At 50.0% G+C, this 16221-nt stretch carries 11 protein-coding genes and 1 pseudogene; 6 read left to right on the plus strand and 6 right to left on the minus strand.

From position 1 onward, the window contains the following. Positions 1-5: 5 nt before the first annotated feature. Both KNV97_RS09130 and KNV97_RS09135 read right to left on the minus strand, forming a co-directional pair. Positions 6-1394: a carbohydrate porin gene (locus KNV97_RS09130; RefSeq protein WP_218562936.1), complete on the minus strand. Its 1389-nt coding sequence runs from the start codon at positions 1392-1394 to the stop codon at positions 6-8. Between the two features lie 344 nt (positions 1395-1738). Then, positions 1739-2662: an aminoimidazole riboside kinase gene (locus tag KNV97_RS09135; protein ID WP_218562937.1), complete on the minus strand. Its 924-nt coding sequence runs from the start codon at positions 2660-2662 to the stop codon at positions 1739-1741. A gap of 251 nt (positions 2663-2913) precedes the next feature. Here KNV97_RS09135 and KNV97_RS09140 point away from each other — a divergent pair, with 251 nt between their 5' ends. From KNV97_RS09140 to oppF, 6 genes are all read left to right on the plus strand, one after another. Further along, positions 2914-3297 (plus strand): DMT family protein, encoded by a 384-nt coding sequence (locus tag KNV97_RS09140; RefSeq protein WP_218562938.1) that lies wholly within the window; start codon positions 2914-2916, stop codon positions 3295-3297. A gap of 830 nt (positions 3298-4127) precedes the next feature. Beyond that, a complete protein-coding gene (locus tag KNV97_RS09145) occupies positions 4128-5759 on the plus strand; it encodes an ABC transporter substrate-binding protein (RefSeq protein WP_136483127.1) in 1632 nt (543 codons plus the stop codon). A 99-nt stretch (positions 5760-5858) separates the two neighbouring features. Further along, complete coding sequence (oppB, locus tag KNV97_RS09150) at positions 5859-6779, plus strand: oligopeptide ABC transporter permease OppB (RefSeq protein WP_218562939.1); 921 nt, start codon at positions 5859-5861, stop codon at positions 6777-6779. 15 nt (positions 6780-6794) lie between these two features. Next, positions 6795-7697, plus strand: coding sequence for an oligopeptide ABC transporter permease OppC (oppC, locus tag KNV97_RS09155; protein ID WP_136483131.1), 903 nt, complete (start codon positions 6795-6797; stop codon positions 7695-7697). A 24-nt stretch (positions 7698-7721) separates the two neighbouring features. Next, a complete protein-coding gene (gene oppD, locus KNV97_RS09160; RefSeq protein ID WP_168796943.1) occupies positions 7722-8693 on the plus strand; it encodes an ABC transporter ATP-binding protein in 972 nt (323 codons plus the stop codon). Further along, positions 8690-9682, plus strand: coding sequence for a murein tripeptide/oligopeptide ABC transporter ATP binding protein OppF (gene oppF, locus KNV97_RS09165; RefSeq protein ID WP_168796937.1), 993 nt, complete (start codon positions 8690-8692; stop codon positions 9680-9682). The genes oppD and oppF overlap by 4 nt, the downstream gene beginning before the upstream one ends. 94 nt (positions 9683-9776) lie before the next feature. On the opposite strand, the gene KNV97_RS09170 is transcribed toward oppF, so the two are convergent. The 4 genes and pseudogenes from KNV97_RS09170 to KNV97_RS09185 all read right to left on the minus strand — a co-directional run bounded on the left by KNV97_RS09170 (position 9777) and on the right by KNV97_RS09185 (position 16000). Then, the gene (locus KNV97_RS09170) at positions 9777-11891 is read right to left on the minus strand and encodes a type I secretion system permease/ATPase (RefSeq protein ID WP_136483137.1); all 2115 of its coding nucleotides are present in this window, start codon (positions 11889-11891) and stop codon (positions 9777-9779) included. Between the two features lie 11 nt (positions 11892-11902). Beyond that, a pseudogene (locus KNV97_RS09175) lies at positions 11903-13814 on the minus strand (bifunctional diguanylate cyclase/phosphodiesterase). A gap of 5 nt (positions 13815-13819) precedes the next feature. After that, positions 13820-14482 (minus strand): transglutaminase-like cysteine peptidase, encoded by a 663-nt coding sequence (locus tag KNV97_RS09180; RefSeq protein WP_136483141.1) that lies wholly within the window; start codon positions 14480-14482, stop codon positions 13820-13822. Between the two features lie 126 nt (positions 14483-14608). After that, positions 14609-16000: an HlyD family type I secretion periplasmic adaptor subunit gene (locus tag KNV97_RS09185; protein WP_218562940.1), complete on the minus strand. Its 1392-nt coding sequence runs from the start codon at positions 15998-16000 to the stop codon at positions 14609-14611. Between the last annotated feature and the right edge of the window lie 221 nt (positions 16001-16221).

Consider the following 16221-nt stretch of genomic DNA (forward strand, 5'->3'; position numbering starts at 1 on the left):
TAAAATCAGAACCAGGTTTCCATTTGCAGTGCGAATACGGTTTCACCGCCGTTACCCATGGTGCTGGCGTCGCTTGCCAGGCTGACCGCGTAGTCATCCAGTTCGCTGCTCCAGTCAACGTAGCTGACTGCAAAGCGAATTTCCGGGCGGTCAAAGAAGCCGGCGGATGTCGCCAGTTTAAAAGTGGGTGCCAGTGTCGCTTTGTAGAAACTGCCCTTGGCTTTTTCAACGCTGTTGTCCATATCCATGTACTGATAGGTGCCTTCGTAAACCATCTCAAAGTTCTCGGTCAGCTCTTGCGCGAAACGAACGTTGGCGGTTGCCCAGATAAACTCGTCGTTGTTTTTAATGCGATCCTGGCTGTATTCAGCCATCAGCGCTGGTGCGATGCGCCAGTTGTCGGCAAATTGGGTGACACCGTAGCTGAACAAACGAACCGCTTTGGCATCATCATTCAAATCGCCGTTTGAACCTATACCTTTTAGTTCAGCACCTAATCCCTGACCCAACAAAATACCGGTCTTGGAGAAACCGTCTTGTATGCCATAGAAGCTGTCGCCATGATACGCGAACAGAGCATGGATACCGTTTTCAGCGCGCTGAGTCGGGGATGCTGCTTCACTGGCGCGATCTTGGTTATCAGCCGATTTCATGCCACTTAACATCACCTGAAAAGGACCAATATGGTTATTCATGGTCGCCACATAGTTTTCGATGTCCGTGCTTGAGCTGTCAATGTCACCAAAGTCGCGGCCGTAAAGCGAGAAATTGGCTTTCCAGCTGTCACTCATCTGCACATCATAAATCCCTGCGCCGCTTCCGGACAGGAATACAATATCTGAATCAAGGAAGTGGATGTCAAAATTATCGCGGTCAAAGCGTTTTCCCGCCCAGAGTGTTGCATTAGCAAAGGCGCCGCTGAACGAGGGCAGCGAGCTCAGCTCAGCATACACCTGGCGTACATTAAGCTGGCTGTCATCCGCGGTCCATTCATTGTTGGTTTCGACTCCGTCGGCCAGCATGATCTTAAATCGTGCTTTTGAACCATCGTCCATCACCCGGTTATGAATCAGATTCGCTTCGAGGTAATTGTCATCTTCCAGTCCGAGACGGCCAACCGGTGCGCCCAGCGCGCCTGCGGCGGTCATGTAAGGACCGGTGCCGACCGCACCGTTAAAGTTGTCATTGATTAACAGTCCGGCACGGGCATAACCGTGAAATTCGAACGATGATGCTTTCTGTTCCGCCTGCTGGGCGGTTTGCTCGTTCTGGGTCAGACGTGATTCCAGCTCGTTAATCCGGGCTTCCAGAGTTGCTAAATCACTCTGTGCGAATACAGAAGTGGTCGGTAGCAGGGCAAGCGAGATAGCGATCGTCAGGGCTTTTGTCTTCATTGTTATTGTCTCCACAAATGGATGAAAAATAGGGGATTGCTGCAAACGTTCCCGTTAATTCATGACACAGTGTGGGTTGTTTTAATTTTTTGGTCTCATCGATTCAGCAAAGTGCGTTTCACGCTACGCTCTCTGAATCTGAAGACTTAATTTGATTAGCAATATACCTAACATTTCGGGAACGATCCCTGAAAATAAACTGATAATTCTACTCAACGCACGATCTACGGTGATTTTGTGATCCAGATATGGGGAAGTTGATGCATAGACAGCATAAATAAATAGGGAGAAATAAGAAGAAAGGCGAGCGTCAAGCTCGCCTGGCAGGATACGAGTAAGCAGGCTTACGACTGCAGGAATACCATTAATGCCTGTTGATTGGGTAAAGCGGTCATCGCCCCTTTTTCAGTGGTCGCCAGAGCGCCACAACCATTAGCCGATTGCACCGCCTCATGGATAGAAGGCTCGGTTTGCCATTGTTCATGTTGTGCCAGTGTGGCCAGTAACCCGCCGACAAACGCATCACCGGCCCCTGTAGTATCGACCGGTTTTACTGCTTTGCCGCTGAGCAGTTGTTGCCCCTCTGCGGTCACTGCCAGCGCGCCTTTCGCGCCCTGTGTAATCACGGTCAGCGGCAGGTCGTAACTGCGCAGGGCTTGCAGACCATCCTCGATAGACGCTGTGCGTGTCAGTTGCGTAAGTTCTTGTTCGGAGAATTTGGCGACATCGGCCAGCGCGACCGCCTGCATGACCACGTTAATGAGTTCACTCGGATCGTTCCATACTTCCTCACGTAGGTTAGGATCGAAGCTGATAAATCCACCGGCTTGTTTCATTTTCTTCATTGCCGCCAGAGTTGAGCTGCGGCTCGGTTCGTTAGCAAGCGCGATAGAACATACGTGTAACCATTCTCCTGCCCGAAAATCAGGAATATCCTCAGTTTGCAGGAACTGGTCTGCGCTTGGCTTCACCATAAAAGTAAAGCTGCGTTCACCGTCATCATCCAGATCAACAACGACCGTAGAGGTGCGATGTAAAGGGTCAAAGTGAAGGTGGTCAATATTGACCCCTTCACTTTGAAGTGTCTGTGCCAGAAATTGTCCGAAGGGATCTTTACCCACCCGGCCAAAAAAGGCGGTGTTACCACCGAGTCGGGCGATAGCGACAGCCACGTTGGCTGGCGCGCCGCCCGGACACTTGAGGTAATGTTGCTCGCCGTCCGGAATCAAATCAATCACTGCGTCTCCGGTGACCCATACTCTGTTCATAGTCAATCTCCTGTAAATTTGCTTCAGTTTAATCCAAGCCCGATTGATGAAAAGTGGTTGGCGGGATGGTTTGTTAGTGCAGGATAAAATCTGTGATCAACAAGAAAGATAAAGCGTCTATCAGGAGCAATTGGCTTGATTTGTTGGTATCGTTCCCGACATTTTGCTTTTGTATTTCGCTTGCTGAGATTGACGGCAGTCAGACGCAGGCGCAAACTGCGCTGGTTTTTCATTTATTAGCGGAGTTAATCATGTTTGGTCTTCCACCGATTGTGTCCACCATCGGGCTGCTTGTCATCAGTAACGTATTCATGACTTTTGCCTGGTATGCCCATCTGCGTGAGTTGGAACATAAACCCTGGATTGTGGCCGCGCTGCTCAGTTGGGGGATTGCTTTGTTTGAATATATGTTTCAGGTGCCGGCAAACCGTATTGGCTACACCGTACTTAATCTTGGTCAACTGAAGATCCTGCAGGAAGTGATTACGCTGAGCGTGTTTGTGCCTTTTGCGCTGATTTATATGAAAGAGCCGTTTCGGATGGACTTTATCTGGGCGGGCTTATGTCTACTGGGGGCGGTGTTCTTTATATTCCGGCCACAAATCATCGAAGTGGTCGCGCGTGCTCTGGCTTAGAGCTGGCTTTGTCTTACTAAACTTAAACCACTTTTCAGCCGGTTTATTCTCCTTACTCTCTCTATTGGTGTTGGTTTCCGTCTCCCTCTGGGCCTGATAACCGCGTGCCTGCTGGCACGTGGTTATGTATCACGCACGCTGTGTCGTTAACTCTCCCTGTTTATAGACTGATAGGCTCGCCACTTAGGGTGTGTCATTCTATTTATTGTACAAAATGATGCTTTATAACGGATTATTTTGGACTAGGGTTAATAGTTAGAGGCGAAATTTAATGCTCCGTATTCGCTCACGTTCAACCTGGCTGTATATCCCGCATCATGCGGTAATTAGCGTTATGATACCGCTTTCATTTTGTAACTGATACGCAAACGTTTCCTAAAAAGTGCGTTGTGGATCACAATGGTGCAACAGGTGACTCTGTTCACAATTTCTGTCATCTGATGAGTGGATCATCACTTTCAATTAGACGTCATGTGAGGCAGATGTTAAATTTTCCGCCGAATTTCTAGCATAAGATGCTGAAAAAGTAATCTTGGTTAGTATATGTGGCATTTACGGTTGGCTCTAAGTCCTTATTTGTACTGAAATTCTGCGTTACTGACGATCAATTAAGTCATTTCACTGATTTATTGATTCTGCGCAGTGCATAGTTTTTGTTAAAGACTATTTTTAGGCAAGTTAGTTTGATGGTCGCCGTTCTACGCCGCTTTCTTTGTATGGGTTAGGTTTTGTGTTTGGTTTTTTGCGTTAAACACCCTAATTATGGCAGTCAGATGCCTCATGCCCCACAAGGAAGTCATGGATGCAAAATGAAAACTTGGAGTTTATGCATGTATAAAAATAAAATCACTCAGGCCCTGCTTCTGGGGGCTGGCCTTGCAGTGGCAAGTGCTTCTTTCTCATCTCTCGCCGCGAATGTTCCCGCTGGTACTAAACTCGCTGACAAACAGGAATTTGTCCGTGGTAACGGTACTGAAGTCGCTTCTATCGATCCGCATAAAACGGAAGGGGTGCCAGAGTCACACGTGATTCGTGACCTTCTGGAAGGCCTGGTAAACCAGGATGCGAACGGTAAGACGGTTCCGGGTGTCGCAGAAAGCTGGGAAACGACAGACAACAAAACTTTTATTTTCCACCTGCGTAAAGATGCGAAATGGTCAAACGGTGATCCGGTTACCGCTGACGACTTCGTGTACAGCTTTAAGCGTGCGGTTGATCCTGCAACGGCTTCTCCATACTCGTGGTATATTGAAATGACCACTATGGTGAACGCGGCAGATATTATCGCCGGGAAAAAAGATAAAGAGACACTGGGTGTGAAAGCGCTGGATGCGAACACCCTGGAAGTGAATCTGGAAACATCGGTTCCATATTTTGTAAAAATGATGGGCCACACCACAGTGAAACCTGTTCACCGTGCAACGGTTGAGAAGTGGGGCGATCAGTGGACCAAACCTGAACACTTCGTTGGTAACGGCGCTTATGTGGTTGATAAGTGGACGGTAAACGAACGTTTAGTGCTCAAGCGTAACCCATACTATTGGGATAACGCACACACCGTTATCGATCAGGTCACCTACCTGCCAATCGAAAACCAGGTAGCGGAAATGAACCGCTTCCTGTCGGGTGAAATTCAGATGACGTATGAACTGCCGCTGGAGCACTTCAAACGTCTGAAGAAAGAGTACCCGGAATCGGTGAACGTGAAAGGTAACCTGTGTACTTACTACTACGGCTTCAACAACCAGAAAGCGCCGTTTGATGATGTGCGCGTGCGCAAGGCGCTATCGTACGCTATCGACCGTGACATTGTCGCCAATGCGATTCTGGGTCAGGGTCAGAAGCCTGCTTACTTCATGACGCCGGAAATCACCGCTGATTTCAATCCAGAGATGCCAGCTTACGGCAAAATGACTCAGAAAGAGCGTATTGCCGAAGCGAAAAAACTACTGGCAGAGGCCGGCTTTGATAAGTCTCACCCACTGGAATTCACCCTGCTGTACAACACCTCTGAAAACCACAAGAAAATCGCAACCGCGATTCAGTCAATGTGGAAACAGGCGCTGGGTGTGAACATCACTTTGGAAAACCAAGAGTGGAAAACCTTCCTGGATACCCGCCGTGAAGGTAACTATGACGTGACTCGTGCTGGTTGGTGTGGTGATTATAACGAAGCATCCAGCTTCCTGTCGCTGATGCAGTCCAACAACAGCTCCAACGACCAGAAATATCACAGCGCAGAGTACGACGCCGTGATGGAAAAAGCGTTGAATGCGAAGACCGATGAAGAGCGTGAAGCACTGTACGTTGAGGCAGAAAAACTGCTGGCGCGTGATATGCCAATCGCCCCTATCTATCAGTATGTAACTTCCCGTCTGGTGTCGCCACAACTTGGTGGTTACCCGGTTAATAACGCGGAAGACAAGATCTACACTAAAGATCTCTACATCAAAGCTCAGTAAATCCTGAGCATTAAAACTATAAATATATAGACACTGTATGTGCCCGGCACATACAGCGTCTTTTCGTTTTCTATTGTCACAGACTGAAAGAGTGAGTTTATGATTAAATTCATAGCAAAAAGGATATTTGAAGCAATCCCAACCTTGTTGGTATTGATCACGATATCATTCTTTCTGATGCGTTTTGCACCAGGTAACCCATTTTCTTCTGAGCGTCCGTTACCGCCGGAAGTGATGGCCAACATCAATGCGAAATATGGCCTGGATAAACCAGTATCCGAGCAGTACTTCACCTATCTGACTAACATTTTGCAAGGCGATTTTGGTCCGTCATTCAAATACAAAGATTATTCGGTTAACGAACTAATCAGCGCGGCTTTGCCTGTTTCAGCTAAAGTGGGCTTTGCTGCTTTCATCTTCACTGTCATCATGGGGGTCGGAGTTGGCACCATTGCCGCGCTAAGGCAAAACACTTGGGTCGACTACACCATAATGTCGACCGCCATGCTCGGGGTGGTGATGCCATCCTTTGTGTTGGCACCGGTTCTGATCTACATCTTCTCCATCAATCTCGGCTGGTTCCCGGCGGGGGGGTGGCAAGACGGATCGTTACAGTACATGGCGCTACCTGTCATTGGTATGTCCTTGTTGTATGTGGCCACGTTTGCCCGTATTACCCGTGGTTCGATGATCGAAACCCTCAACAGTAACTTTATCCGTACCGCTCGTGCGAAAGGTCTGAGCTATCGCTATATCGTGTTTAAGCACGCATTGAAACCGGCGCTGTTACCTGTGGTGTCCTACATGGGCCCAGCGTTTGTCGGCATCATTACCGGGTCGGTGGTGATTGAGACCATTTTTGGTCTGCCGGGGATTGGTAAACTGTTCGTCAATGCGGCGTTTAACCGTGACTATTCATTGGTGATGGGCGTAACGATTTTGATCGGTTTCCTTTTCATTCTCTTCAATGCGGTGGTGGATATTCTGCTTGCTTATATCGACCCTAAAATTCGCTACTAATCGGACACGGATATTATGTTGAGCAAAAAAGAAAATTTAGAAGCGATCGAAAAGTTCTCTGAGAACCTGGAAATTGAAGGTCGCAGTTTATGGCAGGATGCGCGCATTCGTTTTATGCGTAACAAAGCGGCGATGGTCAGCCTGTTTATCCTGACGTTAATCACCCTGGCGGTGATTTTTCTGCCGATGTTTTCGGCTTATACCTATGAAGATACTGACTGGTATGCCATGCACGCTGCGCCGAATGCCGAGCATTGGTTTGGTACCGATGCGCTGGGGCGTGATTTGTTGGTACGTACCCTGGTCGGTGGCCGCATTTCTCTGATGGTCGGTATTATGGGCGCGCTGGTGGCGGTACTGATTGGTACCCTGTATGGCGCCGCATCGGGCTTTATCGGTGGTCGTACCGACCGAATCATGATGCGCCTGCTGGAAATCCTGTACGCGATTCCGTTTATGTTCCTGGTGATTGTACTGGTGACTTTCTTTGGTCGTAACATCATTCTTATTTTTGTGGCGATTGGTGCCATTGCCTGGCTGGATATGGCGCGTATCGTACGTGGCCAGACGCTGAGCCTGCGCAGTAAAGAGTTTATTGAAGCGGCTCATGTGTGCGGTGTCAGCAAGTGGAAAATCATTACCCGCCATATCGTGCCTAACGTGCTGGGTATTGTCGCGGTGTATTCAACCCTGCTGATCCCGAGCATGATTCTGACCGAATCTTTCCTTTCTTTCCTTGGTCTGGGTGTTCAGGAACCAATGACCAGTTGGGGAGCATTGTTGCAAGAGGGCGCCAACACGATGGAAGTGGCGATCTGGCAACTGCTGTTCCCAGCGGCCTTTATGGTGATCACCCTGTTCTGTTTTAACTACGTGGGTGATGGTCTGCGCGATGCGCTGGATCCAAAAGACAGATAATCACACAAGATTAAGGAAGTAATGATGAGCTTATTAGATGTCAAAGATCTGCGCGTCGAATTCACCACTCAGGATGGGATTGTCACCGCAGTTAACGATTTAAACTTCTCGCTTAATCAGGGAGAGACTCTCGGTATCGTGGGCGAGTCCGGGTCGGGTAAGTCCCAGACCGTGTTTGCGATTATGGGTTTGCTGGCTAAAAACGGAATCATCTCCGGTAGCGCGAAATTTGAGGGCAAAGAAATCCTCAATCTGCCGGAAAAGGCACTCAACAAGGTGCGTGCCGAGCAGATCGCGATGATTTTCCAAGACCCGATGACGTCACTTAACCCGTATATGAAAGTCAGCGACCAACTGATGGAAGTGCTGATGTTGCACAAGGGCATGGGGAAAGCGCAAGCATTCGAAGAGTCAGTGCGTATGCTGGAAGCGGTCAAAATCCCGGAAGCACGGAAGCGGATTACCATGTATCCGCATGAATTTTCGGGCGGTATGCGTCAGCGTGTGATGATTGCGATGGCACTGTTGTGCCGTCCGAAACTGCTGATCGCCGATGAGCCGACCACGGCACTGGACGTGACCGTCCAGGCTCAGATCATGGACTTGCTCAACGAGCTCAAACGTGAGTTTAACACTGCGATCATCATGATTACCCACGATTTGGGGGTGGTGGCCGGCTCGTGTGACAAAGTGCTGGTGATGTATGCCGGTCGTACCATGGAATACGGCAGCGTGAACGAAATTTTCTACAATCCAAGCCATCCGTATGCGGAAGGTTTGCTGAAAGCGATTCCGCGTCTGGATACCGAAGGCGATATTCTGCCGACGATTCCGGGTAACCCGCCAAACTTACTGCGTCTGCCGGTTGGCTGTCCTTATCAGGAACGTTGTCACCGTGTGATGGACCGTTGTAAGCGTGAAGCACCAATTCTGACGCCGTTTGGTGATGGTCGTCAGCGGGCTTGTTTTTCTGACTGGGAGGCGTGGACAAAATGAGCGCAGATAAAGCATTACTGTTAGACGTAAAAGATCTTAAGGTTCATTTCAGCATTGCCGCTAAGTCGGCCTGGCCATGGACCAAACCATCGACACTGAAAGCCGTGGACGGCGTCAATGTACGCCTCTATCAGGGTGAAACTCTGGGCGTGGTAGGTGAATCCGGCTGTGGTAAGTCGACCTTTGCCCGTGCCATTATCGGATTGGTTCAGGCTACCGAAGGTGAAGTGGTGTGGCTCGGTCAGGACCTGACCCGGATGCAGGAAGTCAAACGCCGTGAAACGCGTAAAGAAATTCAAATGATTTTCCAGGATCCGCTAGCGTCTCTTAACCCGCGAATGACGGTTGGTGACATTATTGCTGAGCCGCTGCAGACCTTTTATCCGCAACTGTCCAAGCAGGAAGTCAAAGACCGGGTTAAAGAGATGATGGCCAAAGTGGGCCTGCTGCCGAACGTCATTAACCGCTATCCGCACGAGTTCTCCGGCGGCCAGTGTCAGCGTATCGGCATTGCCCGCGCTCTGATTCTGAAGCCGAAAATGATCATCTGTGATGAGCCGGTATCAGCACTGGACGTCTCGATTCAGGCCCAGGTGGTTAACCTGCTCAAAGAGCTGCAGAATGAGCTGGGTCTGAGCCTGGTATTCATCGCGCACGACTTATCCGTGGTGAAGCACATTTCTGACCGTGTGCTGGTGATGTATTTGGGTAATGCGGTCGAGCTGGGGGAGTCGGATGCACTGTTTGCCAACCCGAAGCACCCATACACCAAGGCCCTGATGTCAGCGGTACCGATTCCGGATCCGAATCTGGAGCGCAGTAAAACCATTCAGATGCTGGAAGGGGATTTGCCGTCTCCGATTAATCCGCCATCGGGTTGTGTATTCCGTACTCGTTGTCCGCAGGCAACGGCGGAATGTGCTAAGACCAAGCCCCAAATCAAAGGGAGTGACGTCCACTCCGTCTCTTGTTTACACGTTGAGGTGTAAATTCAGCCTGTGACAGGCTTAAGCGCGGTGCCTTTATGGACCGCGCTTTTTTTATCTCTGTCGATTGTTGTTAGTTTGTCTCTGGCCGGTCAGTTTAGTTCGCAGCCCGCACTTTACCGTGGCGTAAGTCGGTCAGTACCATCTCTTTCGGACCATCTGCGATGATGGAACCTTTTTCCATCACAATCACCCGGTCCACCACATCCAGCATGGTGGTTTTATGGGTAATCAGTACTAAGGTTTCGCTCGGGGTTAACTGACTGAGCTGGTGCTTAATCTGCATCTCGGAGCGGTTATCCATCGCACTGGTCGGTTCATCCATCAACAACACAGGCGGACGTCCCAGCATGGCTCTGGCAATCGAAACGGCCTGGCGCTGACCGCCGGAAAGCAGTAAGCCGCCTTCACCCACCTGGCGTTCAAGACCCGCCGGATCTTGCTGAGTAAACACGGTGACGCCAGCCCGGTTCGCTGCGTCCATGACATCACGGTCATCAGCCAGTGGCCGCCCCAGAGTGATATTGTCGCGAATGGTACCGTAGAAGAGTAAGCTCTCTTGCGGTACACAACCGATATTACGGCGGATATCGATATGATGCAGCTGGGCGATGTCTGTGTCATCAATACGAACGTGTCCTTCGGTGGGTTGATACAGACCCATTATGAGTCGCTCAAGCGTGGTTTTACCGGAACCAATCCGGCCGATAATCGCCACTTTTTCGCCCGGGTTAATGGTCAGGCTGAGATCGCGAATCGAAGCAATCGGTGAGTCCGGATAATGGAAGGTCACTTTATCGAGTTCAATTTTGCCCTGAATCATCGGACGGTGAATGTAGCGTTTACCGGCCTCTTGCTCGTCAGGCATCGCCATCACTTGTTCAATGATGGTGAGCGATGATTTTGCCTGGTTATAACGGGTTGAAAGCAGAGACAGCTGGACCAGAGGGCCAATCGCTCGTCCGCTCAGCATGGTCGCGGCAATCAGTCCGCCCATGGTCAGGTCGCCCGCTGCAATCAGATAAACACCTAGAATAATCATGCCAACGTTAGTCGACTGCTGCACAAAGCCCGCGGTGTTCTGAATTCCGTCGGTAATACGGCGACTCTTGATGTTCCAGTTTGCCATGTGGGCGACGGCTTCTTCCCAGCGGTATTGATACTGGCTTTGCGCACCGAACAGCTTAAGCGTCTCGAGACCGGCCAGGCTCTCAATCAGGTTGGCGTATTTTTGCGATGCCAGTCTGGAACCCTCTTCGATTGCACGGCGTAACGGCGCCTGAATCAGCAGTGAGTACACCACCAGGATCACTACGCCAACAATCGGCACCAGCACCAGTGAACCGGCCATCAGCCAAATCAACAGTAAAAACATCAGTGCGAACGGCAAATCGATCAGAGAAGCGATAGTGGCAGAGGTGAAAAACTCACGAATCGACTCAAACTCCTGCAAGTGGCGCGCGAAAGCACCGACCGATGGCGGACGTGACTCCATGCGGATCCCCATGACCTTGGCAAACAGCTTGGAGGAAATCAGGATATCGGATTTTTTGCCTGCCACATCAATGAAGTAGTTCCGCAGCAGTTTGAGCACTAAGTCAAACAGGAAGATGACCAGCACACCACTGGCCAGTACCCACAGAGTTTCGAACGCCAGATTGGGGACCACTTTGTCGTACACCAGACGGGTAAACATCGGTGCTGCGATGGCAAACAGGTTAATCAGGATCGAAGCGATCAGCACATCGCGATAGATGCGCTTTGACTGCCAGATCGTACCCCAGAACCAGTGACCATGGCGGGTTTTCAGTACTTCCGGAGAGCGCTCATCAAAACGGAACTGCTTTTTGACCATAAAGTAACGGCCAATATAACGCGCTTTAAGTTCATCAAGCGGATAGGCGATCGGCACCATGCCCGATTCGGCGGTCACCACTTCCGCTTCCTGCTTTTCCTCGTTAATACTGTTGAGTACGCACGCCTCGCCACTTTTTAGCAGCACAATGACCGGGAATACCAGTTGTGGAATTTCATGCAGTGCGGAGCGGTTCTCTTTCGCAACCAGGCCGGCACGTTCCGCGGCGCGCGGAAATAAAAATGGTGTCAGCTTGCCATCTGACATTGGCAAACCGTTGATCAAAGCCTCGGGAGAATTGGCGAGGCCGTAATAGCGGCTGACGTAAATCAGAGAGTTCAGCAGCGTGTCTTGCATTGCGCTCATCCTTATTTATCGACAATAAAACCCTGGAACACATCGACGAAATGCTCGGCGAGCAGATCGAGCTGATCCTGGGTCTCGACGCGGGATGCGATAGTGGTGATATCCAAATCGTGAGCGGTACGCGAAATGGACGTCAGAGTAAATTTCTGATTCTCATCATCAAGGTGGTGAGTAAACAGATAATCGAGTTTGACGTAGTTTGGTCGAAACTCATTAATGTAATCCAGCGACTGGAAGTTACGGCCGTAGTTATCAACACCAAAATCAGCGCCCGCGCCGCGCAGAGCGTTACAGAACAAGGCAGTATGGTGCGGAGCATTAACAAAGCAGTTCTCCGGAATTTCAAACTGCAGTAATCCTGCCACGGCTTTGTGTCGGGTCAGTAACTGAGTGACCCAGCGAATAAAGCTTGGCTGCTCGATACTGCTTTGCGAAATGTTGATGGCAAGTTTATCGGTCACTTCACCGGACACCAGCTTATTAATCATAGACTGGAGTACGTATTGGTCGAACAGGTGAGTGGCGTGTAGCTGCTCCAGCGCGAACAGATATTGGTTGGCGCTGTAACGTACCCCCGTCTTTTTCAATCGCAGAGAACACTTCGCGATGGAAAGTTTTACCGTGTGTATCCGTTGCCGCCTGGAAGCGGAAGGTGAACCAGTCATGGTGAATCGCTTCTTCAACCAGCGCTTTCCATTGCTGTTTACCCATTACCATCTGATTGCTTGAGCTGGAAATAAAGCCGTATTTCAGCTCCGGATTCGATTTGGCCGTGGCCATCGAGTTGTCGAGCAGGGAAAGCAGCTCGCGTGAGCTCTTCGCTTTTTCATTGAACACCACGCCGAGCGCCGCATCGGCAGCGGCCATACCGGTTGGATCCGGATTAATATCGTTCACGCAGTTCATGATGTTGTCAGCGGCCTGGCGCAGTTCTTCCTCTTCCATATTAGGCAGGATGAGCGCAAATTCTTCGGCAGAGATACGGGCAATGGTGATGTTGGGGGCAGTCATCGATGCTTTGAGGTGAGTGGCGAGTTCACGCACCATGTTATCGCCGGCTTCGTAGCCTTTCTCTTCATACAAATCTTTGATGAACTGAACCTGCAGCATAGCCACGCCACCAACCGCGTTTTCTGTCAGCCAGCCGTTCAACTGGTTCATGTAGTAAGAGCGGTTGCCCAGTTGTGAAACCGGATCCATGTAAGCGCGCTCGCGCAATTGCTGTGCTTCCTGAGCCTGGGCTTTAAAATGCTTTTCAACCTGTGCCGACATGTTATTGATCCCTTGTACTACCGCGACCAGGTCTTGGGTGTCGGGTAGCGGCAACGGTTCGCCAAACTGGTTGTTGGCGATTTGCTTCATCTTGTTCACTATGGTTGTCAACGGTTTAAGGGCATGATGAACGATGTAGGCAATCGAGAGCATACCGATCACAACGATGGCGCCGAATGCGATCGAGAGGCGAATCAGCGCGTGCCATAGCTGAGCATAGGCTTCACCCGGATGACTGACGATTTCGACCTCTGCCAGTTGCATCCAGCCGCTGGTCACAACACGGCGGTCATGGATAGGCTGGAACAAATCCAGATCAGTAAACCATTGCGGAACCTGGCTTGGCTTAATCGGATAAGAGCGAACGATTTCACTGTGGTCATCGAGAAAGGTAAGGCGCACGACCGAGTAGGTACTGCCGTCAAACAGAGCATTGATGACGGATTCGACCGCAACGCTGTCCTTCTTTTCCAGATAGGGCGCTAAAGCAAGACCCACGGTGTTAATCGTGTTGCTGACTTCAGAACGTTGCTGCTGTTCAAGGTTGTCGCGTGTGGTATTAAATTCGATGATGAATACGGAAATCATCAACAAAATCAGCACCATTATCATTCCGGCGACCAGTTGTTTGTATAGTGTCATTCTAGCTACTCATCGTAATTGACCAACGGTTTATTCAAATTCAGCGAACGCTCGCGTGAACGTAAATCATTCCAGAGGCTGAGCCGGGAAGCGTTACCTGCCAGCTCGCCATTTTTCGACTTCATCAACCACAGATGTTGACCGTTAAAGCTGTATATAGGTAGCAGGTCAGGGCGCGCGGAGGCCGGTTTTATCTGCGGATTAATGTTATCCAGAATCAAAGGTTGTGAGCTGGGTGTGGCGTAGTAGGCCAGTACCATGTGAAACTGATTCAGTTCAATGGCTTTGACGTACACCAGGCGCAGTTTGTTATCAGCAACACCAAGTTCCAGCAGCGAAAAATATTTGGCGATAGTGAAGTCCTCACAATCACCGGCATTACTGCCTAAAAATTCCAGTGGTGTCGCCCAGTAGTCATTTTTGCCCCACAATACATCGTCGTTGACAAAGTAGAGCTGATTGAAAAAACGGTTTACTTCGGTCAGTTGAGCGCGTTCTGATAATGATCGGTAACGCACCATCTCCTGCCGCCAGGTCTCAACTCGTTTACCCGCGCGTGGCCCGTAGGTTGCTGTCACTGCATCAACCCACTGTTGCTCTTTGGTACTGAGCGCGCCAGCTAGTGATGAAATCACCAGCGCCGCCAGTAAACATAGCCAGCGTTTCATCGCATACCTGTTGCTACGGTGTGACTAAAGGTCATCTCTCTTCCACTATCCTTTGCATCCGGTTGTATAAATTTAGTTATACATCAATCAGCGCTTTTCATCACGGACCGGTTTATCTTTGCCGGATTACTCTCGCAGCGCATTGTCTTTGGCGCGCAAAATTGGCTTAAGTAAATAATCCAGTACGGTGCGTTTACCGGTGATGATATCCACCGACGCCGTCATGCCGGGAATGATTGGCAGCGTGTCATCCTGACCAAATGATGTTTGTGTGGTGCGTACCCGTACCAGATAAAAACTGTTGCCTTCTTCATCCTGCGTGGTATCGGCGCTGATGTGTTCAAGGGTGCCTTCCAGGCCGCCATATTTAGTGAAGTCATAGGCACTGAACTTTACAATCGCCGGCAGGTCAGGGCGCAGGAATGCGATATCCTGTGGCGCGATCTGTGCTTCGACCAGCAAGGTGTCTTCGGTCGGGACGATTTCAACAATATCCATACCCGGCTGGATAACACCACCGACAGTATTGACGTTGAGGGTTTTGATGGTGCCGGTGACCGGAGAGACGACAACGGTGCGGTTGACTCTGTCTTCCAGCCCTACGGTAGATTCAGTCATCGCCGACAGCTTATCCTGAGCTTCGTTGAGTGCATCTTGCTGCTGCGAACGGAACTTCTGTGCGGCATCGATACGGCTCAACATTGACTCACGAATACCTGAGCGTAATACCGGTATTTTCAGTTCACTGGAGGTGAGTTCGCGACGAGTGTCATTGACCTGCCGTTGCAGTTTTAACAGCTCAATCCGCGGGACCACGCCTTCATCCGCCAAGGGTTGGGTGATCTCCAGCTCTTTGTTAGCATATTCGTAACTTCGGCGTAGGTTGCGAACCCGGGCCTGAATTTCAATCAGATCCTGTTGTTTTTGTTTAACCTGCTGTGAAATCACAGACAGTTGGTTGCGCAGGTTATCAAGATCTTGCTGATACTGGTCGCGCTGACGCTCAACCAGTCTGGGCTGCAATTCAAGCAGTGAAGGAGGAAAAGCCAGCTTGTTGTAATCAATGCGCACACTGTTTTGCCAGTCCTGTTCCGCAAAATCTTCATTAATGATGACACTGGCGATGGACGCAGTCAGCTGCAATACGTTGGCTGTCAGGTTGGCCATTTGCTGCTCACGCTCACGATAGTCGGAACGAAAACGGGTGTCATCGATAAGTAATAGCTGCTGGCCTTTTTTGACCTGCTCGCCTTCACGGACCAGGATCTGTTTAACCAGGCCGCCTTCCAGGTTCTGAACCACCTGGATTTGCGAAGATGGCACGACTTTACCCTGACCGACAGTGACTTTATCGATCTCTGCCCATGAGGCCCAAACGATGGCCAGCAAAAAGAATACGACCATAACCCAAAGCATGATACGCGCGCTGCTGGGAGTATTAAGCAGCAGTGCGGCGGTTTGATCGTCGACAAAATCCAACTCATCACTAGAGAGCTGGTGATATTTATGCTGACTCATTGGACTATCCTGCGTTGATATTCCTCGGGCATTAACAGACTGAGGCCACAACGATCTAAAGGGTAAAGAATAACCCAATTGTGCCTGAGGTTTTGATAACTAGCGAGGCGGTTTGAAAAAAAATCATACATAGTCAGAAGAATGGGTTGCGGGAAACAGGGAGTCAAGTTGTTCGAACTTTCCAACCCGTTTACCTGTCACTCAATGGAGAAACGACCTGG

The sequence above is a fragment of the Vibrio ostreae genome, assembly GCF_019226825.1.
Taxonomy (GTDB): domain Bacteria; phylum Pseudomonadota; class Gammaproteobacteria; order Enterobacterales; family Vibrionaceae; genus Vibrio; species Vibrio ostreae.